The 23,092-nt window shown below is 52.0% G+C and carries 19 protein-coding genes; 10 read left to right on the top strand and 9 right to left on the bottom strand.

Annotated features, from left to right (window positions below):
• Complete coding sequence (gene ftsW, locus K6V98_RS00945) at positions 1–1,761, top strand: putative lipid II flippase FtsW (protein ID WP_222198655.1); 1,761 nt, start codon at positions 1–3, stop codon at positions 1,759–1,761.
• Complete coding sequence (gene murG / locus K6V98_RS00940) at positions 1,751–2,872, top strand: undecaprenyldiphospho-muramoylpentapeptide beta-N-acetylglucosaminyltransferase (RefSeq protein WP_222198654.1); 1,122 nt, start codon at positions 1,751–1,753, stop codon at positions 2,870–2,872. Before ftsW ends, murG begins: the two co-directional genes overlap by 11 nt.
• Before the next feature lie 98 nt (positions 2,873–2,970).
• Here murG and K6V98_RS00935 read toward each other — a convergent pair whose 3' ends face one another.
• Complete coding sequence (locus K6V98_RS00935) at positions 2,971–4,263, bottom strand: MFS transporter (RefSeq protein WP_222198653.1); 1,293 nt, start codon at positions 4,261–4,263, stop codon at positions 2,971–2,973.
• A 378-nt stretch (positions 4,264–4,641) separates the two neighbouring features.
• Positions 4,642–5,613: a 3'-5' exonuclease gene (locus K6V98_RS00930; RefSeq protein WP_222198652.1), complete on the bottom strand. Its 972-nt coding sequence runs from the start codon at positions 5,611–5,613 to the stop codon at positions 4,642–4,644.
• Positions 5,614–5,846: 233 nt separating this feature from the next.
• On the opposite strand from K6V98_RS00930, the gene K6V98_RS00925 reads away from it, so the two are divergent.
• The 3 genes from K6V98_RS00925 (at position 5,847) to K6V98_RS00915 (ending at position 9,028) form a co-directional block, all read left to right on the top strand.
• Positions 5,847–6,437, top strand: a complete 591-nt coding sequence (locus K6V98_RS00925) for a histidine phosphatase family protein (RefSeq protein WP_222198651.1) — start codon at positions 5,847–5,849, stop codon at positions 6,435–6,437.
• A gap of 185 nt (positions 6,438–6,622) precedes the next feature.
• Positions 6,623–7,753 carry a 3-phosphoserine/phosphohydroxythreonine transaminase gene (serC, locus tag K6V98_RS00920; protein WP_222198650.1) on the top strand — a complete coding sequence of 377 codons (1,131 nt, stop codon included), beginning with the start codon at positions 6,623–6,625 and terminating at the stop codon, positions 7,751–7,753.
• A gap of 111 nt (positions 7,754–7,864) precedes the next feature.
• A complete protein-coding gene (locus tag K6V98_RS00915) occupies positions 7,865–9,028 on the top strand; it encodes a phosphoglycerate dehydrogenase (protein ID WP_222198649.1) in 1,164 nt (387 codons plus the stop codon).
• Between the two features lie 237 nt (positions 9,029–9,265).
• Here the strand turns inward: K6V98_RS00915 and proC are convergent, their stop codons facing one another.
• Positions 9,266–10,069: a pyrroline-5-carboxylate reductase gene (proC, locus tag K6V98_RS00910; RefSeq protein WP_222198648.1), complete on the bottom strand. Its 804-nt coding sequence runs from the start codon at positions 10,067–10,069 to the stop codon at positions 9,266–9,268.
• Positions 10,070–10,224: 155 nt separating this feature from the next.
• Between proC and K6V98_RS00905 the strand changes: the two genes are divergently transcribed.
• Complete coding sequence (locus tag K6V98_RS00905) at positions 10,225–11,118, top strand: metallophosphoesterase (RefSeq protein WP_222198647.1); 894 nt, start codon at positions 10,225–10,227, stop codon at positions 11,116–11,118.
• A gap of 155 nt (positions 11,119–11,273) precedes the next feature.
• Here K6V98_RS00905 and K6V98_RS00900 read toward each other — a convergent pair whose 3' ends face one another.
• Positions 11,274–12,899 carry a lipopolysaccharide biosynthesis protein gene (locus K6V98_RS00900; RefSeq protein ID WP_306792640.1) on the bottom strand — a complete coding sequence of 542 codons (1,626 nt, stop codon included), beginning with the start codon at positions 12,897–12,899 and terminating at the stop codon, positions 11,274–11,276.
• A 368-nt stretch (positions 12,900–13,267) separates the two neighbouring features.
• Here K6V98_RS00900 and K6V98_RS00895 point away from each other — a divergent pair, with 368 nt between their 5' ends.
• A complete protein-coding gene (locus K6V98_RS00895) occupies positions 13,268–14,131 on the top strand; it encodes a DegV family protein (RefSeq protein WP_222198646.1) in 864 nt (287 codons plus the stop codon).
• Positions 14,132–14,347: 216 nt separating this feature from the next.
• On the opposite strand, the gene K6V98_RS00890 is transcribed toward K6V98_RS00895, so the two are convergent.
• Together K6V98_RS00890 and K6V98_RS00885 are read right to left on the bottom strand one after the other, a co-directional pair.
• Positions 14,348–15,169 (bottom strand): nucleotidyl transferase AbiEii/AbiGii toxin family protein, encoded by an 822-nt coding sequence (locus tag K6V98_RS00890; protein ID WP_222198645.1) that lies wholly within the window; start codon positions 15,167–15,169, stop codon positions 14,348–14,350.
• On the bottom strand, positions 15,166–15,690 hold the full coding sequence (locus K6V98_RS00885; RefSeq protein ID WP_222198644.1) for a type IV toxin-antitoxin system AbiEi family antitoxin domain-containing protein: 525 nt from the start codon (positions 15,688–15,690) through the stop codon (positions 15,166–15,168). The genes K6V98_RS00890 and K6V98_RS00885 overlap by 4 nt, the downstream gene beginning before the upstream one ends.
• 125 nt (positions 15,691–15,815) lie before the next feature.
• On the opposite strand from K6V98_RS00885, the gene K6V98_RS00880 reads away from it, so the two are divergent.
• Entirely contained in the window at positions 15,816–16,559 is a 744-nt protein-coding gene (locus K6V98_RS00880; protein ID WP_222198643.1) for a glutamine amidotransferase, read from the top strand.
• A 93-nt stretch (positions 16,560–16,652) separates the two neighbouring features.
• A complete protein-coding gene (locus tag K6V98_RS00875; protein ID WP_222198642.1) occupies positions 16,653–18,098 on the top strand; it encodes a MurT ligase domain-containing protein in 1,446 nt (481 codons plus the stop codon).
• A gap of 175 nt (positions 18,099–18,273) precedes the next feature.
• Here K6V98_RS00875 and K6V98_RS00870 read toward each other — a convergent pair whose 3' ends face one another.
• Genes K6V98_RS00870 through thrC form a run of 3 tightly spaced genes read right to left on the bottom strand, consistent with a single transcriptional unit; the run spans position 18,274 to position 21,591 of the window.
• A complete protein-coding gene (locus K6V98_RS00870) occupies positions 18,274–19,101 on the bottom strand; it encodes a 5'-methylthioadenosine/S-adenosylhomocysteine nucleosidase (RefSeq protein ID WP_222198641.1) in 828 nt (275 codons plus the stop codon).
• 42 nt (positions 19,102–19,143) lie between these two features.
• The gene (gene thrB / locus K6V98_RS00865) at positions 19,144–20,025 is read right to left on the bottom strand and encodes a homoserine kinase (protein WP_222198640.1); all 882 of its coding nucleotides are present in this window, start codon (positions 20,023–20,025) and stop codon (positions 19,144–19,146) included.
• 9 nt (positions 20,026–20,034) lie between these two features.
• Entirely contained in the window at positions 20,035–21,591 is a 1,557-nt protein-coding gene (gene thrC / locus K6V98_RS00860) for a threonine synthase (protein WP_222198639.1), read from the bottom strand.
• 96 nt (positions 21,592–21,687) lie between these two features.
• Here thrC and K6V98_RS00855 point away from each other — a divergent pair, with 96 nt between their 5' ends.
• On the top strand, positions 21,688–23,064 hold the full coding sequence (locus K6V98_RS00855; RefSeq protein ID WP_222198638.1) for an aspartate kinase: 1,377 nt from the start codon (positions 21,688–21,690) through the stop codon (positions 23,062–23,064).
• The last annotated feature ends 28 nt before the right edge of the window (positions 23,065–23,092 follow it).

Raw genomic sequence — 23,092 nt, 5'->3', positions numbered from 1 at the left:
ATGGCAGGACGCAAGACTGAGCAACCTGATCAGACTTCACGCGAGCAGCGCCGCAAACCTGCAACCGGCTCTCCCGTGCGTGCCGTGAGCACTGGGGCCAAGGAGCATCTTGAGCGCATGATCGCTGGTGTGCCTGCTCGCATTATGGCTCCGCGCTTGGTCTTCATTGCCTGCCTGTCTGCGCTTGTTCTGTTTGGACTCCTCATGGTGTACTCCGCTTCTGCGGTTGAGGCCCTCCAAGAGCAGGGGAGTTCAACGTATTTTTTACTTCGCCAGCTCTTATTCGCGGCAGTAGGAGTCATTGGTGCCGTCATCGTAGCAAAAGGGTTTGTCTGGACACTCAAGTCATATCGTGCCGGCGGCTTTCATTTCTTGTATCTCATTATTGTTGGCCTGCTCATTCTCGTACTCATCATTGGTCGTGCGGCAGGTGGTGCCCAGCGCTGGATTAATCTCGGCTTCTTCTCATTGCAGCCCTCTGAATTTGCCAAGCCGGTTATTTTGCTCGGTGCCGCCGATTCTTTAGCTCGCTACTACGAGGAGCGCTCGATTGATGTGGCCGAGCTGCTCAAAGACATTGGCATTCGTGTGCTGCTTCCCCTTGCGTTGATCTTTTTTGAGCCCGATGCTGGATCCACCATGATCATTATGATGACCGTCTTTACGATGGCGGTCTTGTCAGGCTTATCAGGTAAATTCGTTGCCGGTCTGGTCATTGGCATTGTGGCTATTGGAGCGGTGGTGATCGTTGCTGAGCCGTACCGTTTTGAGCGCCTCTTGGTTGTTTGGAATCCCTGGGCAGATCCGTATGGTTCGGGCTACCAGGCTACCTTAGCAATTATGGCCTTCGCCTCGGGTGGGCTTTTTGGAAGAGGTATCGGCAATGCCACGATGAAGTACAATTATCTTCCAGAGGCGCATAACGACTATATTTTGGCCATTATTGGCGAAGAGCTGGGTTTTATCGGCACGGTCATCTTTTTGCTGGTCTTTATGGCGATGGTCTTTGCCGCGTTTAAAATTGCTCGCCAGTCACGCACCTTATACGGTCGGTTGATAGCCGCAGGTGGTGCCGTCATTCTTTGTTTGCAGTTCTTTGTGAATGTCTTAGGAATTGTAGGGCTGGCACCAATGACCGGAAAGACCCTGCCATTTATTAGCTATGGCGGCTCATCAATGATCGCCTCACTCATTATTGCTGGCTTGATTTTGCTTGTTTCTCGCGAGAGCGAGCAAGAGAGCCCCTACCGTGATCGCCGTGAGGGCTTTGCCGTGATGGGCGATGGAGGAGCTGCGGCATCTGTTCGTATGAACTATGGTGACGAACCGGAGATGGACGGAGTTTCTGCACACGCGGGACGCTCAACGGCTGGCTTGCCGCACCGTCGTTCTCAGGCGGTAAGCCCGGGAGCTGGTGGCACCTCGGGTACGGATCCTTCGGGCTTTTCTGAGCGAAGTACTGCGGGCTCTGGTCGTGGGCGCGCTCGATCTTCACGTTCAAACTTTGCGGTCTATGAGGGAGATAATCAGGGAGGCTCCACACGTGCTCGCAGCAGGAGCAGACATCGGAGCGGCACGAGAGATGTACGCGGAGTTCAGGATCGTGCACCTCGCTCACGGAGCGCATCTGGCTGGGAGCGTATTGACTTGCATGCAGGCCCTGCATCACGCTTAAGAAGGCCGGGAGGAGAGCCGCGAAGACGCGATAGAAGAAGCTCTGATACGTGGCGCTCACGAGAGGACGGGAGCTATGAGAGCTAAGCGCAGCATTGCTATTGCAGCAGGCGGAACTGCCGGGCATGTGAATCCAGCACTTGCGCTGGCAGAAGAACTCCGTGATCGTGGTCATACGGTTCGTTTTTATGGTGAGACGCGCCGCCTTGAGGGCAGGCTTGTGCCAGAGGCTGGCTTTGAGCTCGTTCCGGTTTCTGTGCGCGGCTTTGATCGCGCTCGTCCTTGGACAGCGGTATCTGCCTTAGCACATATGGTGGCCGAAGAGCGCCGCTTGCTACGAACATTTCGAGCTGACCGAAGGCTTTGCCCCGATGTTGCCATTGGTTTTGGTGCCTATGTTGAGCTGCCGCTCATCCGCGCAGCACGACGATTGGGCATTCCTGTTGCCATTCATGAGCAAAACTCTGTGCCAGGACTTGCAAATAAGCAATCAGCTCGCCATGCAGCGCTGATTGCCATCGCTCAACCGAGTGTGGCTTCAATTTTTAAGCGAGCGGGTGGCGATCCAGCCTCAATTCGTCTGATCGGAAATCCGGTTCGCTCGTCGGTGCTTGCCGGTAGCAGGAGCCGTGGAAGGCGTGTGCTCCAAGTTGGAAAAGACGAAACGCTGCTTGTTGTCTTCGGTGGTTCTTTAGGAGCTCGCCATCTCAACGAGCGCATGGTTTCTTTAAAGGCCGATCTTTTGGAGCTCCCGCATCTTCGGATCGTTCACTCAACGGGGGCAGATGACTTTGATGCAACTGCGGTAGCTTTGGCACTCACGCCTCAAGAGCGCGCTCGGTGGGATCTCCGTCCGTATATTGAAGACATGGGCGATATGTTGGCTGCAGCGGATTTGGTGCTGTCACGATCAGGGGCTTCCTCAATTGCAGAGATTGCCGCCTTGGCTGTTCCTGCAGTTTTGGTTCCTTATCCTCATGCCACGGCTGATCATCAAACAACCAATGCACGCTATTTAGTAGATGCCGGGGCGGCGGTGATGTGTACCGACGCAAAGATAGACGACCCGGCATTTAAGGCCGAACTGCTCTCGCTTGTAACAAGCCCGAAGCGCCGTGAGCACATGCGAGAGGCAGCCCAGGCGCTTGGCCAAGATCAGGCTGCCAGCATGCTTGCAGATGCACTTGAGGCTCTGTAATAGGTAAGATTTTTCTGCAAACAGCTAGATGCATTTGAGGCTCTGTAATAGCCGAGATATTCCTGTGAGTGCCCCGGCGCTCTCCTTAGCGTAAAGGATTATGCGGCTTCTGCTTGGCGTTTGCGCCCTGCTCGCTCTTGGCGCTTTCTAAACCAGCGCAGTGCAGTGAGAACGCATGCAAGGCTTATGAGGATCGCCAGCACATGGAAGACAAAGGTAAATCCTGCTAAGAAGATATCAGGGCGACCTGGAATGAGTGAGGTTACCGGAGTGCCCATCTCGGCACTCATGCGCCCATATAACAGCTCAGAGCCGCCCCAAATACCAATGGCAAGGCCAAGGTAGCGAGCAAGGCCGCCCATACTGCCTGCAACGCCTAAAGCGCGAGGCGGAGCGGAGTTCATAAAGAGGGCGTTATTGGGGGACTGAAAGATTGCCGTTCCCGTGGACATGAGCCCAACGAGGAGCAAGATCGTAGGAATTGAAGAGCTGTCATCAAGTGTGCCTACCGCAAGGAGGCCAACGATATACACGACTAGACCAACTAGGGTAGGCACTTCACAGCCTATACGGTCAGATATGGCACCTGAGAGCGGGCCTATAAGGGCATTTGCTACTGGTAGAGCCAAAAAGAGCAGCCCTGCCATATCTGGACCAAAGCCGTGGGCGTCTTGGAAATAGAAGGGTAAGAGCAGCTCAGATGCGCCGATTCCCATGAATACGATGAACATGGTGGCAAAGTTTAAGCGAAACGCCTCGCGCTCAAAACAAAGACGAATCGCATCTAGGAGGCTAGTTTTCTCCAGAGGTTCTTTTTGTCGTTCAGATCGGGGTAAAACAGCCCGACCAACAAAATAGCTTGCAATGCCGACTGGCACGTTAATAAGAAAAATCCATTCCCATGGCCAGCGAGACACAATAACGCCACCCAAGACAGGACCCACCATCATGCCAAGTGCTACGAAAGAGGAGAGCAGACCCATGGCGCGTCCACGCTCATGAGCAGGGAAGGCCTCGGTAATAATGCCCATATTGTTTGCCATCGCAAGGGCGCATCCGACGCCCTGTACGATTCGTGCGGCAATGAGGACAGGAAGTGTTTGGGCAATGCCGCAAAGCAGTGAGCCGATCGTGAAGCCAACTACACCTGCTTGAAAGATAAACACCTTGCCAAATCGGTCTCCCAGTCGTCCAAATGGTAGAAGTACCACGCAGGTGGCAATGAGATAGACCGAAGATACCCACTGTATTTCATCGCCTGCTCCTAGGCGCTTTTGCATAACCGGCAAGGCAACCGTCACGATGCTTGAGTCAAGACAAACCATGAAGGTCATAATGAGCACGGTAATAAGAATCGCCCATTTGCTTTTGGTAGGTTGTTGCTGGCTCATGCATACTCCTTCTTACTACCGCTCTATCTCAGCAGCAAACGGGCCTGGCTTGCTGCCAGACCCGCGCGAACGTTTTTTAAAGATTGCTTACCTTGTTCTATCCCACTGTACCATATGGTTGAGTAAGGTTTTTACCACATGAACAGCTCAGCTGCGGATGCTGAGGCAGACGATCTGTATGGTGCGCGTGAGTGTCCCTCTGGGTGCACGAGCATGCGTCCAAGTCTCGCCGAGAGAGCGAGCAGCCTACCGGTATGGATCTATGAGCCGTACCGGTGTCTGTCGCCGTACGAATGGCTGTCCTCAGGCGTTACTGCACCCAGGTACCACTGAGGCTATGCACTCAGATCGAGGCGTTACAGAGGTAGCTGCAAGACATTACCGAGCAAACATTCCTTTTCGATTCATTTCTGCTTGGACGGTGCGGAGCATGAGATCGGCATCCTCGAGGCCGAGGTGACGCTCAGACTCGCCCCCACTCAGCGTGCCACGACGCCTTGCCCAGTTCTCAAGCGCTGCGGGTGCAGATTCGCGCGGCAAAGAATTGACCTCTCCGTCAAGCCGGCGGCAGATATCGCGCGAATCGATAATGGTGATCTTGCCTGCCTGGCGAGCTTCGGCGTAGCCCTTGAGATGCAGCATGAACCAGGAATCCTCAAAAGCTGCATTATGCGCCATGATGGGATGGGTGAGCATGAGCGAAAGCAGGCGCTCTTGCAATTCCTGGTTTTCACGGAACTGAGTTTTGCCCTCAACCATATCCCAGGAGATCCCATGAATGCGCTGCAAGGGCACGCCAGACTCGCGATATGGGTCTTCTGGAAGGCCACAGAAAACAGCCTCTGCACCTTGAGGGACTGAATCGCTCGCAAGCTCCATGGTCTCCCAACCGACATTTAAGATATATCCCCGCTCCGGTGCGGTTCCGGTGGTTTCAATATCAATGCCTAAGACATTGCCCTTAATGGGCTTGCGTACATAGGCAACAGCATACGCATCGCGATCTCCGCGAACCTCGCGCGCAACAGCTGCGGCACTGCGGCCTTGCATCGCGCCAATGCCAGCGCAAATATCAGCATCCGAGAGGCTTCGAGCGAGTGCAGAGCTTGGGATATTGCGCAGGCGCGCTTCGCCAATGGCGTCACATAGACCACGATTGCGGTCTGCAAGTTCGCGCACAATATCAAAAGAAAACGAAGGCTTGTCTGTTGAGCGCCATTCGTCGAGCAAGGCCTTGAGAGCCTCTTCGCCCTTGATACGCTCAGCTTCGATAGACTCATAGCCTCCAGCAAAAATAAACTCGGGGATATAAAAGGCGTTGGCATATTCGAGCGCCTGATTGACATTCATAGGGTTCCTCTCAATCTTGGCACGTCCGGCAGTGCGTCCATCCTGTACACCGAGGTGTTGTTATGGGTAGGCCGCGCTCAGAAGCGTGATTTCGTTACTGGTAATTACGATAGCTGAGCGCACGGATCTGCGCTGCTCGGAGGCTTGAGTAAGATGAAGCTTCCATAACCTTTGTTGCAATAAGGCGCGTGGTACCATCAATTCTGCAGCATTCGAGCTGAAAGGGGCAAGCTATGGCAGGCACGCTGTATGTCGTGAGGCACGGGCAGACGCTTTTCAATGAGCGTAAGATCATCCAAGGACTGATTGATTCTCCACTCACTGCTGAAGGAATTGAGCAGGCGCGTCGTGTGGGGCGCTTTATTGCTCATCAAAACCTGACTTTTGACCATGCGTATGCAAGCACGCTTGCATGCACGCATCAAACCCTTGAGCTCATTACCTCCATGCCGTTTGAGCGTGAGGCTGGTTTGTGTGAGTGGTCATTTGGAGAGTATGAAGGTGAGCGTGCGGCACTGATGCCGCCACAGCCTTGGGGAGATTATTTTGTTCAGTTTGGTGGAGAAGGGGAGCGCGAGTTCTCTGATCGCATTAATGAAACACTCACCAATATTATGAACCGTCCTGGCCATAAGCAGGTATTCGTGGTGAGTCATGGCTCGGCAGGTTTTTCTTTCATGAAGCGCTGGCGCGATGCGGCTGATAGGCGCTATACCGATGTGCCAGGGAACTGCTCGATGGTGCGCTATGGCTTTGATGGAACTGGCTTTGTGCTTGAGGAGATCTTTGAGCAAGAAGATATGCGCCGGGTATTGGGCGAGTAGGTGTTTGTAACTAACAAAATCTGCTGCTCATGCGCTTGTCACGTGGCAAGTACCGGATGAGTCCGTGTTTGCAACAAGGTTTCGAATGCGTGAATCCTTGGCACACCAAGGAGCGATTCCTCCTGAGCCCACACTAGTGTGATAAAGTGCCGAAAACATTGAACGTTTGAGGTGGAGGTGTTTCCGTGGCTCGTGTGCGCAATTTTTCAGCAGGCCCTTCGGCTCTGCCTGAAGACGTGCTCAAGCAAGTTCAGTCGGAGATCCTCGAGTATCCAGGTGCCGGCATGTCGGTGCTTGAGATGAGCCACCGAGGAGCAGACTTCCGCGCAATCTTTGCTGATGCTGAAGCGAGCTTACGGCGTATCGCCCAGATTCCCAATACCTATCGAATCTTGTTTTTACAGGGCGGTGCAACGCTGCAGTTTTCTGCGATTCCGCTCAATCTTTTGCGTTGCCGTGCAGGCTATATACTCACCGGCAACTTTTCAAAAAAGGCTTATCTTGAGGCACAGCGCTATGGTGAGGTAGATGTACTTGCATCTGGAGAGGCAGATGGGTTCTTATCTATTCCGCAGCTCAACCAAGCCGCTCTGAGTGAAGCTGGCGTGGATTTTACCGACCTCGATTATGTTCATATCTGTGAGAACAATACGATCTACGGGACAGCCTTCGCTGAGCTGCCTGATACGGGAGAGGCTCCGCTGGTCGCCGATGTATCGAGCTGTTTCCTTTCAGCTCCGTTTGATATTGCTCGCTATGGCCTCATGTATGCTGGTGCTCAAAAAAATGCTGGCCCTGCAGGTGTGACAGTGGTGATTGTTCGAGAAGATCTTATCCAGCAAGGCCCTGCTCAAGCCGCGCTTTGTCCTACCTATTTGGATTATCGACTCCAAGCCGAGCATGGATCGATGTATAACACGCCCAATACGTTTGGGATCTATCTTGCAGGCAAGGTCTTTTCATGGATCGAGCGCCAAGGTGGTCTGGATGAGATGGGTAAGCGCAATCGCAAAAAAGCAGAGCTTTTGTATACAGCGCTTGATCAGTCTCATCTGTTTACGTGTCCTGTTGAGCCAACCTCTCGCTCACGCATGAATGCCATTTTTACAACGGGAGACCCAAAGCTCGATGCCGAGTTTATTTCTGCAGCAGCAAAGCGTGGTCTTACTGGCTTGCGAGGCCATCGCATGCTTGGCGGTATGCGTGCGAGCCTGTATAACGCCGTATCGCTTGAAGCGGTTGAAGAGCTCGTATCGTTTATACGTGAGTTTGAATCTCTGCAGAGCCACTCATCAAAGCCAAGTCGATCCCGGTAGCGGCGAGCTCGATACGTAAGCTTTCGGTGTTCGTCGCGCCTCCAGGTTGTACATGAAAAATTGGCTGCCCCGTGTATTGGGCAGATTGCATTACTCGAAAGGGATCGCGCCATGCGTTATATCAAAACGATTGACGATATTACAAAAGACGGAAAAATTGAGTTCGGAGATGGCTATAGCTTCGTAGATGACGCTGCTGAGGCTGACGCCATCCTCATGCGCTCCACCGATCTTCATGGTTATGACCTGCCAGCTTCCATTCGTGCGATTGCGCGTTGTGGTGCTGGGGTGAACAATATTCCCATTGAAGACTATGCTCGTCGTGGTGTGGTGGTTTTTAATGCTCCTGGCGCAAATGCCAATGCGGTAAAAGAGCTTGTTATTGCCATGATGATTCTTTCAAGCCGAGGCGTTGTGCAGTCCATGAATTGGGTGCGTGAGAACGCAGATGACCCCGACATTCTCACGAAGGCAGAAGCTGCGAAGAAGGCCTTTGTAGGTCGTGAACTTGCGGGCAAGCGCGTGGGCGTCGTTGGTCTTGGAAACGTGGGTTCTAAGGTTGCGAATGCCTGCGTGGATCTTGGTATGGATGTCCATGGTTACGACCCCTTTATTTCTATTGAGCATGCGTGGGCACTCTCGCATGAAGTGCAGCGTGTGGGAACGCTTGAGGATCTCTGCCGCGATTGCGACTATCTCACCCTGCATGTGCCATCCAAGGCAGATACGATTGGCATGATCTCAACTGAACAGCTTGAGCTGTTGGCACCCGGTGCCGTGCTGGTCAATTATGCGCGAGAGACTATTGTTGATGAGGATGCGGTTGATGCCGCTTTGCGGTCGGGCAGGCTCGGACGATTTGCGAGCGACTTTGCTACGCCGAAGACCACACGTATGCCTCGTACCTTTATTACAACGCATTCTGGTGCAGGAACCGCTGAGGCAGAGGCAAACTGTGCCGATATGGCAATCTCTGAGCTGAAAGACTACCTCGAGAACGGCAATATTGCTCACTCGGTTAACTATCCGGCGTGTTCCATGGGGCGTGCTCGAGCAGCAAGCAGGGTTGCCTGTCTGCATGCAAATGTGCCCAATATGATCGGACAGATTACCGCTGTGCTTGCAGGAGACAATGCAAACGTTCAGCGCATGGTCAACGAGAGTGCTGGCGGCAATGCATATACCATGTTTGACACCGATGAGCATTTGGATGATTGGACGATTGAGGCGCTCAAAAAGATTCCGGCGATTTATCGCGTGCGGGTTATTCGGTAGTCTATTCGTTTGGAAATAATCGTCGGAGTCTTTTGCTCCCCATACCAGTGAGGGTTATTCGCTCGGCCACGTGTTCAGGGGCGATCGGTGAGTGAGAACTGCTATCAGACAGTGTGGAGCGTGCGCGCTGTCTGGTAGCTCGTTTTGCTGATTGGTATGAACTGAGAGTTGGCTGGGCAATGGTATGGGGCTGGGCAATGGCCTCGCCACGCACTCGCTACTCTCGCTTTTTTCGTTTTAGCCAAGCTCGCGGCTCCGCTGGGCACAGGCGTGTACGGCAGCCATAACGGCAGAGCGCATGCCATGAGCCTCAAGCGCCTCTACAGCAGCAATGGTGGTTCCGGCAGGGGAGGATACAAGGTCTTTGAGCTCTGCTGGATGTGTTTTTGTTTGGCGAAGATAGGCTGCGGTTCCCAAGACCATCTGTTCAGTAAAGGCATAGGCCATCTTGCGGCTCATGCCTTCGCGCACAGCAGCATCTGCCAGTGCTTCGATGAATAGACAGAGATAGGCAGGGCCTGATCCCGATACTGCTGCAACAGCATCCATCAAACTTTCATCTACTATGTCTGCTTCTCCAAAGCTTTGAAGCAAGGTTTTTGTCACCTCAAGTTCATCCGAATTCACTTGGGGATTCGGAGAATATGCGCTCATGCCCGCCCCTACCATGGCGGGAAGATTCGGCATAACGCGCACGATTTTGTGATGGCTTCCTAACAGATTTTCCAGATGGGCAAGTGAGATACCAGCTGCCACAGAGATCACCAGCGCATGATCGGGGATAGCAGAGGCCAGAGGTGCTACCACCTGATCCAAGACCTGCGGCTTTACGGCTAAGATAATAATGTCGGCATCGCGTACGGCCAGCGTATTGTCTGCTGTGCCGTGCCCACCCAGTTCGCTGGCTAAGCGCTCTGCAGAGACCAGAGAGGCATCAGAGAGCATAATGAGTGAGGGGTCGGTGATACCGGCTCGTACAATCCCTCGAATCATTGCAGAACCCATATTTCCACAGCCAATAAGCGAGATCTTCTTTTTCATATGCAATCCCTCTCGTGTTGTGTGAGCGTTGTGCCATTGTACGCCATAGAGCGTGTGCCCTTCATGCTCTTATGGCTCAGGACATGCATCCGGGGGATCATAGGGTTAAACTTGAAGTGAAACTTGAACCTTTGCCGGCTGCGGAAAGGGGGCTCATGGCAACATATGTTACTTCAGATGCCCATGGGCATCTGCGTGCTCTTGACGCCGCGTTGGCACTCGCAGGGCCGGGAGATCACGATCGCATTATTATCATGGGCGATTTAATTGACCGAGGGCCAGATCCAGTGGCTGCTCTCTCATTTGCCAAAGACTTGCCTGGGGCTCAGGTGCTTTTGGGTAATCATGAACAGATGATGCTAGACGCCCTGTTTTCAGGTGATGCTGAGGCTCGTTTTACCTGGGAAGCAAATGGGGGATGGACGACCTCACAGGCGCTCGATCGCTTAGATCGAACAGAGCTTATTGAGCTTATTGATTGGGTTGGAAACCTGCCGCTCTTTGCAGTTGTTGAGGTGAACGATGTCTTCTCCTGCCCGGTACGGCATTGGGGTCGTGAGCATTCAGTCCAGCCTGGAGAGGCTTTGCGAACATATGTGTTGGCGCATGCAGGCATTCATGCTGCTCGCGCTCGGGCATATCTCAAACACGCTGGCGTCTCGACCTCGAGCAGCTCCGAGCTGACTCACTCCGTTTTGTACGAGATGATGGCTGCCCAAGATCCCTTTGATCTTTTGTGGATCCGTGAGGATTTTTGGAGTCAGCCGACCGGTCTTGTTGATTCCCATGGCAGAGGGCCTGTTGTAGTTGCTGGACATACACCAACGGTGCTGCTTGCAGGTTTTGCCTCGTGTATGGCAGGCTCTGTCCTTGATGTGCAGGAGCATGCTCAGATCATTGAGGTAGGTGCTTGCCAAGATACGGGCGGCATTGCAGATCGTATAGATATTGATGCCTCGGCGGCTGCGGGTTATCCCTTTGGTCAGGTTGCGGTCATGCGCCTTGAAGATCATCGGGTTTGGTATGCCCCGGTTGCTGAGGGGGAATAGGCAAAAGCGGAAAAGATCGCTTATGCATCTAACGTTTGGTACGGCTCGGCGGCTGGGGATGAAGAAGCTATCCGGGGTCGATCAGTGCCCCGGATGATTACGTCTGCAATGAAGTCAGTCCGCCCATATACAAGCTGGCATATTTCCCTTCTGAGCTAGAGGTTCCGCTCGGGGCTAAAGGGATTGCGTTCGCGCGTGATGGCTTGCCTGATTCGTACATAGTCCACGAGTAATAATCCCAGTAAAAGCCCCATGACTGCTAGATAACTCATCACTGCTCCAGCAAGACCAAGTATATGAATCAAAATGAGCGGAAGCACAAAGGAGGCAGCAAAAGCAATGAGATATATGCGCATGACATCGCCAGCGCGCCTGAGCACCGTGAGAATCGCATAGAGAAAATCAATGGCTGCGGTGATGCCGCCTGCGCAGACCATAAGGATCGCAAGATCTTTGTATCTCTCGAAATCTAGACCATATACCATGCTGAGAAAACCAACGCCTACGCTACCCATCACAACTGCCATGAATCCGGTGATGACCAAAATGAGTCCCAGCATAGCTAAGACAATCAGATCAAATCGCCGTCTGCGTCGAGGATTGCCCCAGATGCTCGCCAAACGCAGAAGTTGCGGTCGATAGATAAAGCCTACAGCGATCAAAATACCTTGAGCAGGAAAGAACATCGCATTGAAGTAGAGCTGGCTATCGTAGGGCAAGGCTCCTTCCATAACGATCTTTGGCATGGTTTCAATGAGATTAAACAAGAAGAGACCAGCTGCAAGTGGGGCACACTGCACCAGTAAGGAAGAAACTTCGCTGAGCTCAGCACGTCGAGACTTTTCTGTTTCAAAAAACGCAAGGGGAATGGTAACTACTATGAGCGTGCCCGCTGCAGCAAGTGCCATGGCGGCAGATGCCAGCATAAGACTTCGGGTAATGAGGAGTACGAGGGCAAAAAGAATGACTGCCGCAGCGGAGCGGAGTGCTTGGCTCACACCGGCAAGATAGAGCTTATCTGCTTGTTGGAGCCTGCCTTCATATACGTCAGCGAGACCGTCAATCACTTTGTAGATATACACACCAAGCGACATGCTTGTCATGGCTGGATCGTATCCGCGAAGGCTGCAGTACAAAAGGCCAAGAAGGATTGCTCCAACGGATGTGATGATGCGATTTATTTGATAGGACGCAAACGATGCACGCTCATCAAGGTCAGATACCTGAAAGGTACGAACGCCATAGTTGGCGGCGATCATGAGTAGGGTGCCGGTAACAAAGGCCATTGAGAAGCGACCTGCCTGCTCAACACCGGCGAGCTGTACAGCAATGATGGTTAAGATGGGGAAGGAAAATCCCCAAATCATGGTGCCAATCGTATTCCAAAGGTAGTCTCGGCTCGTCTCATGCTCAGCGTATTCGGCTTCTTGTTCTGAGAGCGAGCCATGATAAATTGACTGCAACAGTCGTGTCCACCACGCGTTGATGATTCGAGCAACAATCGATTCACGGCCAGCTCGAGTAGGCTTGCCCTGTTGGGTGAATCGGGCGGATTTGCTCGTCTGCCTTCGCTGGTTGGCTCGTGAAGAAAAGGGCGATAGTGTGTTTTCGCGGGATTGGAAACGATCGGGTTCGTTGGTATGGTTCGCGCGTTTTGAGGCGGCGGTATTCGATGCGCTCCGTTTGCTGAAGCGTTCACGAACGTTGCGCAATATGCCCGTGAGCTTTTGAGGGGTCTCTCGGTTCACAGTGAGTCTCCAAACATCTTTGATCTGCCCCATTGTAACTGACACCTCAGACGCTGTATGGATGAGGAGGTGCGTGTGGATGTGAGAGGTGCGTGGCGCTTTTGAAAAGATTCCCTGAGCGGAGTGACGAGCTATGAGGGGAAATAGGGATCTGTATGTGGAAAGTAGCGAAGGATGTACTCAAGAGCTTCAGATCAAGATGAGATGAACCGGAAGCGAGCAAAGGGAGCAAAGAAGCTTTTGGTGAAGGTTCAGGGCTTTTCATACCGGGAACTCAGCGGCTTCAGGCGTTCTGCTTTCCAGCAAAGGTTACATCTTGAGGTATTTTAAAGATTCTATCGCTATAAGCTACATTCCAATGTATTATGACCCCCAACTTATTTCACTCCGATAGGGGGATCATGACCGTACACATCATTGCTGATTCTGCTGCTGATATTTCTGCTGACGCTGATTCACGTTTAACCGTACTTCCGCTCACGGTTGCTTTTGGAGAAGATATCTATCGAGATGGCGTAGATATTTCCAAGGAGCGCTTTTTTGAGATGCTCATTGAAAGTGATGAGCTTCCAACAACTGGCCAGGTCAACCCGTATGCGTATACGGAGGCAATTGAGCAGGCACATGCCGCAGGCGCTGATGAGATTGTTATTCTTACGATCTCTGCCAAGCTTTCTGGCACGAATCAAAGTGCAGTGAGTGCAGCTGCTGAGGCCGGTGGCGAGCAAGCGGGCATTTACGTTGTTGATACGATGTCTGCAACCGTAGGCGAGCGTGTGCTTGTGGAGTATGCCTTGCGCCTTGCTCATGAAGGATGGAAAGCTTCTGAGATCGTGCGTGAAATTGAGAATCGCCGCGCGGATGTTTGTGTGATTGGTCTGCTGGATACGCTGGAATATCTCCGTCGTGGTGGCCGTGTTCCTGCCGCTGCTGCAGTAATTGGCGAGCTCTTTTCTATTAAGCCAGTCATTACGATTCGTGATGGTGAGGTAGCACTCCTCGGAAAAGCTCGTGGCTCCAAAAATGGTAAGAACTTGCTGAATCGTGAGATTGAAGCAGCTGGTGGCGTTGATTTCTCCATGCCGCTGTGCTTGGGCTACGCAGGCCTTACTGATCGCTTGCTGCAAAAGTATATTGATGACTCCCGCGCGCTGTGGGAAGACGCTGCTCCTCGTGATCAGCTGCCGATCACACGCGTTGGTGCAACGATTGGCACGCATGTGGGGCCGGGTGCCATCGCTCTTGCATTCTTCAAGCGCGCATAGCTCATACGCTGTAGCGTCTATGCGTTGTTGCTTCTATGTGCTGTAACTCCTATGCGCTGTAGCCCCTGTGTTGCAGCGCCTGTGCTGTAAATCCATGGGTGTCTTCGATCAGACCGACGTTGCAAGGTTGAGCCAGTGACTTGCTCTTTTTGAAAGAGCGGTAGCACATAAGTAGAGCCAGGTCATTGCATGAAATTGAGCAAATGGAGAAGATGCTCATTGTGCATGCTGGATGCTTTCAATCAGGCTGTTGATCCATTCGATAGCCTGATCGATGTTTTGAACGACTGGCAAATCACGCGCGAGCTCTTGATAGAGCTCGATCCATCCTTGCTGTTTGATAATTGTTGGAGGCCACGATTGAGCTTGTCTATAAGCAAAAAGTCTTTCACAAGTTTTTCTTACCTGCATGAGGTCAACATCAGCTCGTGTACAGATGAGCTGTAAATCTATAAGATCTCTCACCCGTTCGTCTGAGCCTGAAATAGCATGGATTTTCTGGGCGATTTGGTGGTCAAGTAACATAAGAGGAGCTTTGCCAGGTGAGGGAAATCCTATAGATCTGAATAGCTCTGTAGCATCTTCGAGATAAACCCAGTCAACTGCATCTGTGTCACCAATTTCATTGTGTCCCACTTCTAAGGGAACGGTGCACCATGACTTTCCGAGGTATGAAAGCTTGATATCGTAAGGCAGCATTACATATGGTTGTGGGATGCCCTTGGGAGCTGCTGGTTCTTTTGGTACGACTCGGCCGGTAAAGCCTTCCCACCCTGAGCTTAACGCCTCATTGAGGCGAGCAATATAACGTGAAGGGACAGTGGCTGTAGCAGTGTCTACATCAGTGGTAAATCTTGTATCAGCATCACCGAAGCGCATTTTAAGGGCGCTGCCACCCTTTATTACTCCGTCTGGTAATAGATTTGCAACGATAGCATTCGCTAGGATTGTACGAATATGAATATAGCGCTGTGGATTGCCTTTGCTGAGTCGTCGTATTGCATCGTCAAGGTGCCGTAGGCTGTTTGGCCGCTTCATGGGAGTAGCTCCTGTTCTATGCGCGTTGCTTCACAGGGCGTGATATAGCCCTTTTTGAGTGCTTCTTGAGCTGCAGCAACAGCTCGTTTTACACCCATGGTTTGCGCTGCAGCAAGAATGGCATGCATGATGGGCTGGCATGGAATTCCCTCTATCAGCACAGGGTCAACGTTGCTGATTTGCCTCACGCTCACTCCTTGGCCAAGGTTGCGACGGCAGCGCTTTGAAGAAGCAAGCCAAATTTTTGATGGATTTGTTGGTGCAAGTTCTAAGAGGGCAACGACAGACTCTCCATAGAGAAATGCATCTTTTCCAGCGGACTTTACAGCAATGGCATAGGGTGCTTGTGCTTGGGATGGCCAAACTGGCATACGGTAAACACCGCGTGCCACTCTTACAAGTTTGCCCATATGAGCTTGTTGAACAAGCTCTGCTCGAGACATACCGAGCTGACTTGCCTCTTCTGAGGTGACAAGCCCAAAATCATCAACAGCTGCATATATGTTATCAATCTTTGACATGCCAAAAGTATAGCATATTCACTATAGTATTGACATAGAAACTAAGTAAGCAGCGTTGTGTAACCGCATCTGCTCACTTGAGGTACAGTTGTAGTGCCTGAAGGAGCAAACAGATCGGGGTACCTGTGGGAGGTCAGCGAATTACAATCGAGACGCTCTATCCTGAGTTTGGAAATCAAGCAGGGGATAACGGTAATCTTATGTATCTTAAGGCGTGTCTGCCGGATGCTGAGATCGTCGAGACTGCTTATGGATCTGAGCCTGCCTTTGCTCAGCGCGACGATATTTCACTGATTTTGATGGGCAATATGACCGAGCGCCAGCAGGTGCAGTCACTTGAAGCCCTTATGCCGTATCGCGATCGCTTAGATACGCTCGCCGATCGTGGTTTGCCGATGCTCTTTACCGGTAACGCAGCTGAACTATTGGGCTCGATGATTGTTACACCTCAAGGCCAAGGCCACGTTGGCTTGGGACTATTTGATTTCATCACACATAACAATATGCCAACGCGTTATACCTGCGCTTGTTCAGGAACCTTTGATCCAGGCGATGGTGCGGATCCATATACGGTCGTGGGATTTAAGATTCAGTTCACACAAGTAGTGGCTCGGGGCAAGCTTGCTCCATTTTGCACGCTTGACCAGGGATTTGGATTAAGCGAGGGGAGCGTGTATGAGGGAGTGCGCAAAAATCATCTCTTGGGAACCTGGATGCTGGGTCCTATACTTCCGCTCAATCCTTATTTGGTTCGCTCACTTCTTGACTGGATGGATGCCACATCGGTGCCGCTTGCATACGAAGAGGTTATACAAGACGCCTATCGTGAGCGTGTTCGTGTCTTTTCTCAGCCCGGAATTGTGTTTTGATGAGATGTCCTTGCAAGCTCTGTATCCAGCACGTCGTTCACGCTCGATTGACGCGGGCGATGTGTTTCTATTGACGCAAAGGGTTGTTGTTCTATGAGACGTCCTGATACGCCAGATGCTGGCCAACTGCCACGAAGCCTTCGGTTCTTTCTCGCCCTTCTGGCAGCAAAGCTTGTCTCGGCAGTGCTTCGCCTTATGGGTAGATCGGCAAGTCAATTCCCGGGAAGTGTGGCTGAGCGTATTTGTCCAGACTTTCTATCGAGAATTGGTAAGGCTCAAACGACGGTCTGCGTGACGGGCACAAACGGGAAAACTACCACAACGAATTTGCTTGACGATATTTTAATCGCAGCAGGTAAACGCCCAATTATGAATCGCTCTGGTAGCAACTTGCTGACCGGAATTGGCACCTCTTTATTAGGCGATGCCCGTCTCAACGGGTCGATGCGCTCAGAGCTTGCCTCCTTTGAGCTCGATGAACTTTCGTGCCGCTTGGTGCTGCCGCCGCTTGCTCCCGAGTTTTTGGTGGTCACCAATCTGTACCGCGATAGCTTTATGCGAAATGCGAATCCTGACTATATTTATGGCGTTATACAGGATGCGATTCAGCCGAATATGCATCTGATCTTGAATGCAGATGACCTGATAACGTGTCGTTTAGGCACTGATGCAAATCGTAAAACCTTCTTTTCTATTGGACAGTTGCCGGAATCTTTAGAAGAGGCTGAAGGCATTGTGTGCGATTTGGCGGCATGCCCGGAATGTGGCGGTGCCCTCGAATATGAATGGTGCCACTTGCGCCACCTGGGTCGTGCATCGTGTAGTCGCTGCGGGTTTCACAATCCCGCGCCAGACTATTTGGTCACGCGCGTTGACCGTGATGTCAATGAGTTTGTGGTGGCTGAGATCTGTCATGCCGACAATCAGGGGAAGGTGCCTGAGTATACCTATCGGATCAAAACGTATTCGATTGCCAATTTGTATAATTTGCTGGCCGCGATTACTGCTGCACGAGAGCTGGGGATACCCGGTGCTCAACTTGAGAAGATCCTCGCTTCTGATCAGGTCGCTATCACCTCTGCGCGCTACAGTGAGCAAACAGTCGCTGGTACACGTCTTGTAAATTTGGCCTCAAAGGGATGGAATAGCACGGCTGTATCTACCGCCTTGCGCACCATTCGATCTGAGCCTGGATCAAAGGCTGTCGTCATTTTTGTGGCATTTTTTGGCCTTGATGAAAACGCTCGGACAACGGAGTTTCCAGGCTGGATTTATCAGGTTGATTTTGACCATCTGCTTGATGATGACATTAAGCAAGTGATTATTCATGGCTGCTATGCCAAGGATCTTCTGCTGAGACTTGAGCTAGCCGGGGTTGATAAAGCCCACGTTGTAATTGCAGACGATGAGCTTGATGCGGCAAACCGCGTACAGCTTGAAGGAATTGACGCTGTGTTTTGTGCCTTTGATATTGAGGCTCATGCTGAGTCCGAACGATTCCGGGATCGCGTTGCAAAACGTTTAACGGCTGGTTTCTAGGAATTGAGACATGATCACCGCTGAGGAATCTGCGGTGTAGCTGAGCTCCCGGTTGTTTGTGCCTAGCTATTTTACAGAAGATTGTTTCTCGCTTTTTACTATTGAGTTGGGCATGTACACGTATCTTTACGATCATGTGGCTGCTACGCCTCGGTGTGCCTGCATGTACAGCGCGCTATTTAGGAAAGGTATTCATGCCAAGCGGAACATGAAGACGACGAATCATAGCAAGAACAATTTCACTTGCCGTGCGTGCATAGCTGTTAAGGTCAAATGAGCGAGCTGAGAGGGCATCATAGGCTTCATCACAATTATCTGAGATGGCACGGAGTACCAGGCAATCAATCCCATTCTTTGCAGCTATATGAGCTATGGCTGCCCCTTCCATTTCAGCACAGTCTGCCTGTGTTGCTTGAATGAGAGCTGCTCGCGCATCAGCACCGGTGATAAAGCGGTTACCCGTTGCGATGGTCCCTTTGAGGTAGTGCTTGGGTTCTGAAGCGTGATTGGCGCTTCGAGATGGCGATGCATCTGCTGCTTGCCCAGGGCTTATCGACCCCGCTTGTTCTGCGGAAAGACCTGCATCCACGTAGCCGTTTGCGAGCAAGACTTCTTCTGCTAAATCTACGAGGTAGTCTGTGCTTGCAAATTCTTCGAGACCGGGGGCAGATTCTGCAATGAGCGCGGTGTCGGTATCGGTATAGCGCAAGCGTTTACCAATGACAATATCATTACTATGCAGCGCTGGATTAAGCCCTCCCGCAATGCCTGTGAAAATAAGCGCATCGGCTCCATAGGTACTGATGAGGAGCTGCGCAGCTGCGGCAGCATTGACGGTTCCCATGCCAGCAACGGTGGTGACCACATAAAAGCCCTGATAGGTGCCGGAAAATACCGTGAGTCCTCCAAGCGATTCGACCGCTGCTCCCTTAATTGCTTGGGCAATGTAGCGCACCTCTTTTTCAAGAGCACCAAGAATGGCAATGGTGGACTTCGCGAACATTTCTAACCTCTCAATCACAGCTGTTCATAAGAGCAGGTGGTATTACACGTATTCGATCTGCGCTCCGTCGGTATCGCAGGTCAGGATGAGGCTTTTGCAGGCAGGTAGGTGCTCGCGCAAGCGTACCTGCAAAAAGCGAGCCACAATGGTGTCGTCAGTAACTGCCATGATGGTGGATCCCGAGCCAGAAATCCAAAGCGTTGCCGCACCAGCCTCAAGGCAAACCTTGCGGATCTCATCGTAGTCGGGAATGAGACGACGGCGATAGGGCTCTTGCAAGCGGTCATCATTTGCTGCGGCGAGTAGATCAACGTCACCCGTTTCTAGTCCGCGTGTCATTCCAGCAATTCTGCCCATCTGCCAAATAGCAGAGGAGAGCGGAATTTCTTGTGGAACAACGCGGCGTGCATCGCTTGTATGCACTTCATAAGGCGGAATGATCGTCACAAAGCGCAGGCGATCGCTTACATCGTAGTGCAGACAGCGGGGTAGTGCTCCTTCGGGCGTGAACGAGCAAACCGCGCCTCCCAAAATAGCGGGCGCTACATTATCGGGATGCCCTTCCATCTTTGTTGCAACTGCTACGAGTTCCTCGCGCGTTACGGGGCGGTCTGCCAGAGCTGCGGCCGCCATGATGCCAGCAACGACGCAGGTAGAGCTTGAGCCTAAGCCGCGCGCAACGGGAACATCGGTGTCGATAGCAATGCGTACAGGAAAGGGTTCAATGCCCCAGCCGGTGAGTGCTTGCACAAATGAGGTATATACCAGGTTGTTTTCGTTTTGAAAGGCCTGAGGGCAGCCCTCAATCGTGAGGACATCTGCGCGCTCGAAGCTAAATCGAGCGTGTAGCGAAACAGCCATGCCTAGGGTGTCGTACCCAATACCGAGGTTTGCGCTGGTAGCAGGAACAGAGATGCGAATCATAGGGCTCCTTTATGCATCCAGCATCCGTGCAGCCTGCTCAACATAGGCTCCAAGCTGGTCGATATCTTGCACATCGTGAAAACGTGGAGTCTCTGTGGCAAGCTCAGCTAAGGCCTTAGGAGCTTCGGTGCCTGTTTTGGCGGCAACGGCCTTCATGCACTCAAAATCATCTTCAGAAACATGCAGACCAAGAGCCGCAGCTACTGCGCGTGGAAATTTATATGGGCTCGCGGTTGCAAGCATGATGCGTGCGCGGCTTGACTGGTTAGCCTGAGTTTGGGTGAGTACGTGGTAGGCACAGGCAGTATGCGGATCAATCAAATAGCCAAAGCGCTCATAGCAATCACGAATTGCGTGTGCAACCTCTTCTTCGCTTGCCCAGCCACCAGAAAAAATTGAGCGAATTTTTACCAAAAGCTCTTCTGGAATCGCATAGACGCCGTCATGTTGCAGCTTTGCCATCAGGTCTGCTACAAGCTCACAGTTGTTATCTGAGAGGTAATAGAGCATGCGTTCCAAATTTGAGGAGATGAGGATATCCATACTGGGAGAGCTGGTGGTAAAAAAGGGACGCCGACGATCGTAGGTGCCCGTTGCTAAAAAATCTGCCAAGACATTGTTGCGATCGCTCGCTACGATGAGTTGCGAGATAGGAAGGCCAAGCTCACGCGCATAGTAGCCTGCCAAAATATCACCAAAATTGCCGGTAGGAACGCAGAACTCAACCGCATCTCCTGGCTTAATTGCTTCTGCTCGTACCAGTTGGGCATAGGCGGCAAAGTAGTAGACAACCTGAGGTACCAAGCGACCTATATTGATCGAGTTCGCGCTCGATAGCACAATGTTTTCTGCGCGCAAGCGCTCGGCAAGCTCGGTATCGGCAAAGATGGCCTTAACGGCACTTTGGGCATCATCAAAGGTGCCGCGCACGGCAGAGACCGCTACATTCGAGCCTTGTTGCGTGGTCATTTGCAACTCTTGAACGCGACTTACCTTACCTTCGGGATAAAAGACGCAAATTCCGGTGCCAGGAGCATCAGCAAAACCGGCAAGCGCTGCTTTTCCGGTATCTCCCGAGGTGGCAGTTACGATCATAATGCGCTCAGTCGGAGCTTCGGATGAGCGCTGCTCTGGCATGTCGCCCGGTACCGTCTTGGCAGGAACAGGAGTAGTACGCGCCATTAAGCGAGGAAGCATCTGTAGGGCAACATCTTTGAAGGCGCTGGTGGAGCCGTGGAACAGTTCAAGAGAGTATAGCGGCGCCTCACTATCGGCCAACTCACCCACGCGATGAATTGGCGTGAGCTCGGGACTTGAGAAGGTATTCGTATAGGCTTCATCCACACATGCAGCAATTTCATCCGCTGTGTAATCAGGTAGCAACAAAGCAATAATTTCGCGAGCAAGGTCTGTGTATGAGCGGTTCGCAAGGCCTTTGACGTCGATTTTTGTCTGACCTAAGGAATCGCTGACATAGAGTCCGCCGTCTGGTGCGAGACCCTGTCGTACGGCTTCCCTGCTTGAGCAGGTATGAGACGACGACCGTGTACTATGATATGAGGCCATAGAGCTGCTCCTCCGCCCGGAAGTGATGCGTCGTGCACATGGTATCCCAACTGCCGCGTTCATGTCCGGCCGACCGAGAAAGGTAACCTTCCCGTCATGATCAAGATCAGCAAATTCGGTGGCTCCTCAGTTGCCGATGCCGAGCATTTCCGCAAGATCAAATCGATTATCGATTCTGATCCAGCTCGTCGCCGCGTCGTGGTGTCTGCCTGTGGCCGACGGGGAAAGGGAGACTCTAAGGTTACCGACCTGCTCTATCTGGTAAATGCCCATGTTGAGTATCGCGTATCCTGTGATGATCTGCTGGAAGATATTGGAAGTCGTTACTTTGATATTGCCGATGAGCTCGGGCTTTCTTATCCCATCCGTGAAGAGTTTGCTACCTTTGCAAACCAGGCACGCTCAGGGATGCTTCCGACCGAGGTATTAGTCTCTCGCGGAGAGTACTTTACTGCCCAGCTGATGGCTGAGTATTTGGGCCTTCCATTTTTGGATGCTGCCGATGTAATTGTGTTTCACCATGACGGGCGTCTGTCCATGAGTCGCACCGAGGAGCTGTTGCGTGAGCGAGCCCCAAAGGGCGGCTTTGTTTTGCCCGGATTTTATGGTGCTACGCGTGATGGTCAGATTAAGTTGCTCGATCGTGGCGGCGGAGACATTTCTGGCTCAATTTTGGCGAAGTGCCTAAAAGCAGATCTGTATGAAAACTGGACGGATGTTTCAGGCTTTTTATCAGCCGATCCGCGTATTGTGGAGCGGCCGGAACCCATTGCGCGTATTACCTATTCTGAGATGCGTGAGCTTTCGTACATGGGTGCCTCAGTACTGCATGAAGAGGCAATCTTTCCGGTGCGCGATGCAGACATTCCCATTGTTATTAAAAATACGAACCGCCCGCAAGATCCCGGTACGATTATTAGCGAGACCGAGAGTGGCACCGATGCCGAGCCTATCATTACGGGTATTACCGGTAAGCGCGACTTTGTTGCCATCCATGTTATGAAAAATCATATGTGCGACGAAGTTGGCATTTTGCGCAAGACGCTCTCGATCTTTGAGCGCTACCGGGTGAGCGTGGAGCATATTCCTTCTGGTATTGACTCATTTGCCGTGGTAGTTCAGGGCAAAGATGTTCGCGATAATCTTTGGGCGATTGTGGCTGATATTAAAGTTGAAGTGAGCCCGGATGAAATTAAGGTGGCTGATGGTCTGGCATTAATTTCTACGGTCGGCCGTAATATGGTGGGTAGGCCCGGAGTTTCTGGCTCTTTGTTTGCAGCTCTTGGCCAGGAGGGTATTTCAATTCGTATGATTGCTCAGGGCTCAGATGAGATCAACATCATTGTTGGCGTGCGTGATGAAGATTTTGACCGCGCAATTCGGGCAATCTATAGCGCGTTTTCTGACGGAGATCATATCTTGGAGCTCTCTGACCTCAGGCGCGAGGAAGCGGCTTCACATCCGGGTATTTGAGCGTCGCTCAGTTAAGCATTACATGAGC

It is taken from the genome of Collinsella ureilytica, from assembly GCF_019795105.1.
In the GTDB taxonomy this organism is placed as follows: Bacteria; Actinomycetota; Coriobacteriia; order Coriobacteriales; family Coriobacteriaceae; genus Collinsella; species Collinsella ureilytica.
This window is presented reverse-complemented; position numbering and strand designations above follow the sequence as displayed.

Excerpts from the sequence above, each read along its gene's own strand:
- K6V98_RS00930 (WP_222198652.1), bottom strand. The coding sequence starts at position 5,613 with ATGAATGTCAATCAGGCGCTCGAATATGCCAACGCCTTTTATATCCCC.
- K6V98_RS00900 (WP_306792640.1), bottom strand. The coding sequence starts at position 12,899 with ATGGGGCAGATCAAAGATGTTTGGAGACTCACTGTGAACCGAGAGACC.
- K6V98_RS00875 (WP_222198642.1), top strand. The coding sequence starts at position 16,653 with ATGAGACGTCCTGATACGCCAGATGCTGGCCAACTGCCACGAAGCCTT.
- K6V98_RS00905 (WP_222198647.1), top strand. The coding sequence starts at position 10,225 with ATGGCAACATATGTTACTTCAGATGCCCATGGGCATCTGCGTGCTCTT.
- K6V98_RS00895 (WP_222198646.1), top strand. The coding sequence starts at position 13,268 with ATGACCGTACACATCATTGCTGATTCTGCTGCTGATATTTCTGCTGAC.
- K6V98_RS00855 (WP_222198638.1), top strand. The coding sequence starts at position 21,688 with ATGATCAAGATCAGCAAATTCGGTGGCTCCTCAGTTGCCGATGCCGAG.
- proC (WP_222198648.1), bottom strand. The coding sequence starts at position 10,069 with ATGAAAAAGAAGATCTCGCTTATTGGCTGTGGAAATATGGGTTCTGCA.
- ftsW (WP_222198655.1), top strand. The coding sequence starts at position 1 with ATGGCAGGACGCAAGACTGAGCAACCTGATCAGACTTCACGCGAGCAG.
- K6V98_RS00885 (WP_222198644.1), bottom strand. The coding sequence starts at position 15,690 with ATGTCAAAGATTGATAACATATATGCAGCTGTTGATGATTTTGGGCTT.
- K6V98_RS00915 (WP_222198649.1), top strand. The coding sequence starts at position 7,865 with ATGCGTTATATCAAAACGATTGACGATATTACAAAAGACGGAAAAATT.
- murG (WP_222198654.1), top strand. The coding sequence starts at position 1,751 with ATGAGAGCTAAGCGCAGCATTGCTATTGCAGCAGGCGGAACTGCCGGG.
- K6V98_RS00925 (WP_222198651.1), top strand. The coding sequence starts at position 5,847 with ATGGCAGGCACGCTGTATGTCGTGAGGCACGGGCAGACGCTTTTCAAT.
- K6V98_RS00890 (WP_222198645.1), bottom strand. The coding sequence starts at position 15,169 with ATGAAGCGGCCAAACAGCCTACGGCACCTTGACGATGCAATACGACGA.
- K6V98_RS00870 (WP_222198641.1), bottom strand. The coding sequence starts at position 19,101 with ATGTTCGCGAAGTCCACCATTGCCATTCTTGGTGCTCTTGAAAAAGAG.
- thrB (WP_222198640.1), bottom strand. The coding sequence starts at position 20,025 with ATGATTCGCATCTCTGTTCCTGCTACCAGCGCAAACCTCGGTATTGGG.
- K6V98_RS00935 (WP_222198653.1), bottom strand. The coding sequence starts at position 4,263 with ATGAGCCAGCAACAACCTACCAAAAGCAAATGGGCGATTCTTATTACC.
- thrC (WP_222198639.1), bottom strand. The coding sequence starts at position 21,591 with ATGGCCTCATATCATAGTACACGGTCGTCGTCTCATACCTGCTCAAGC.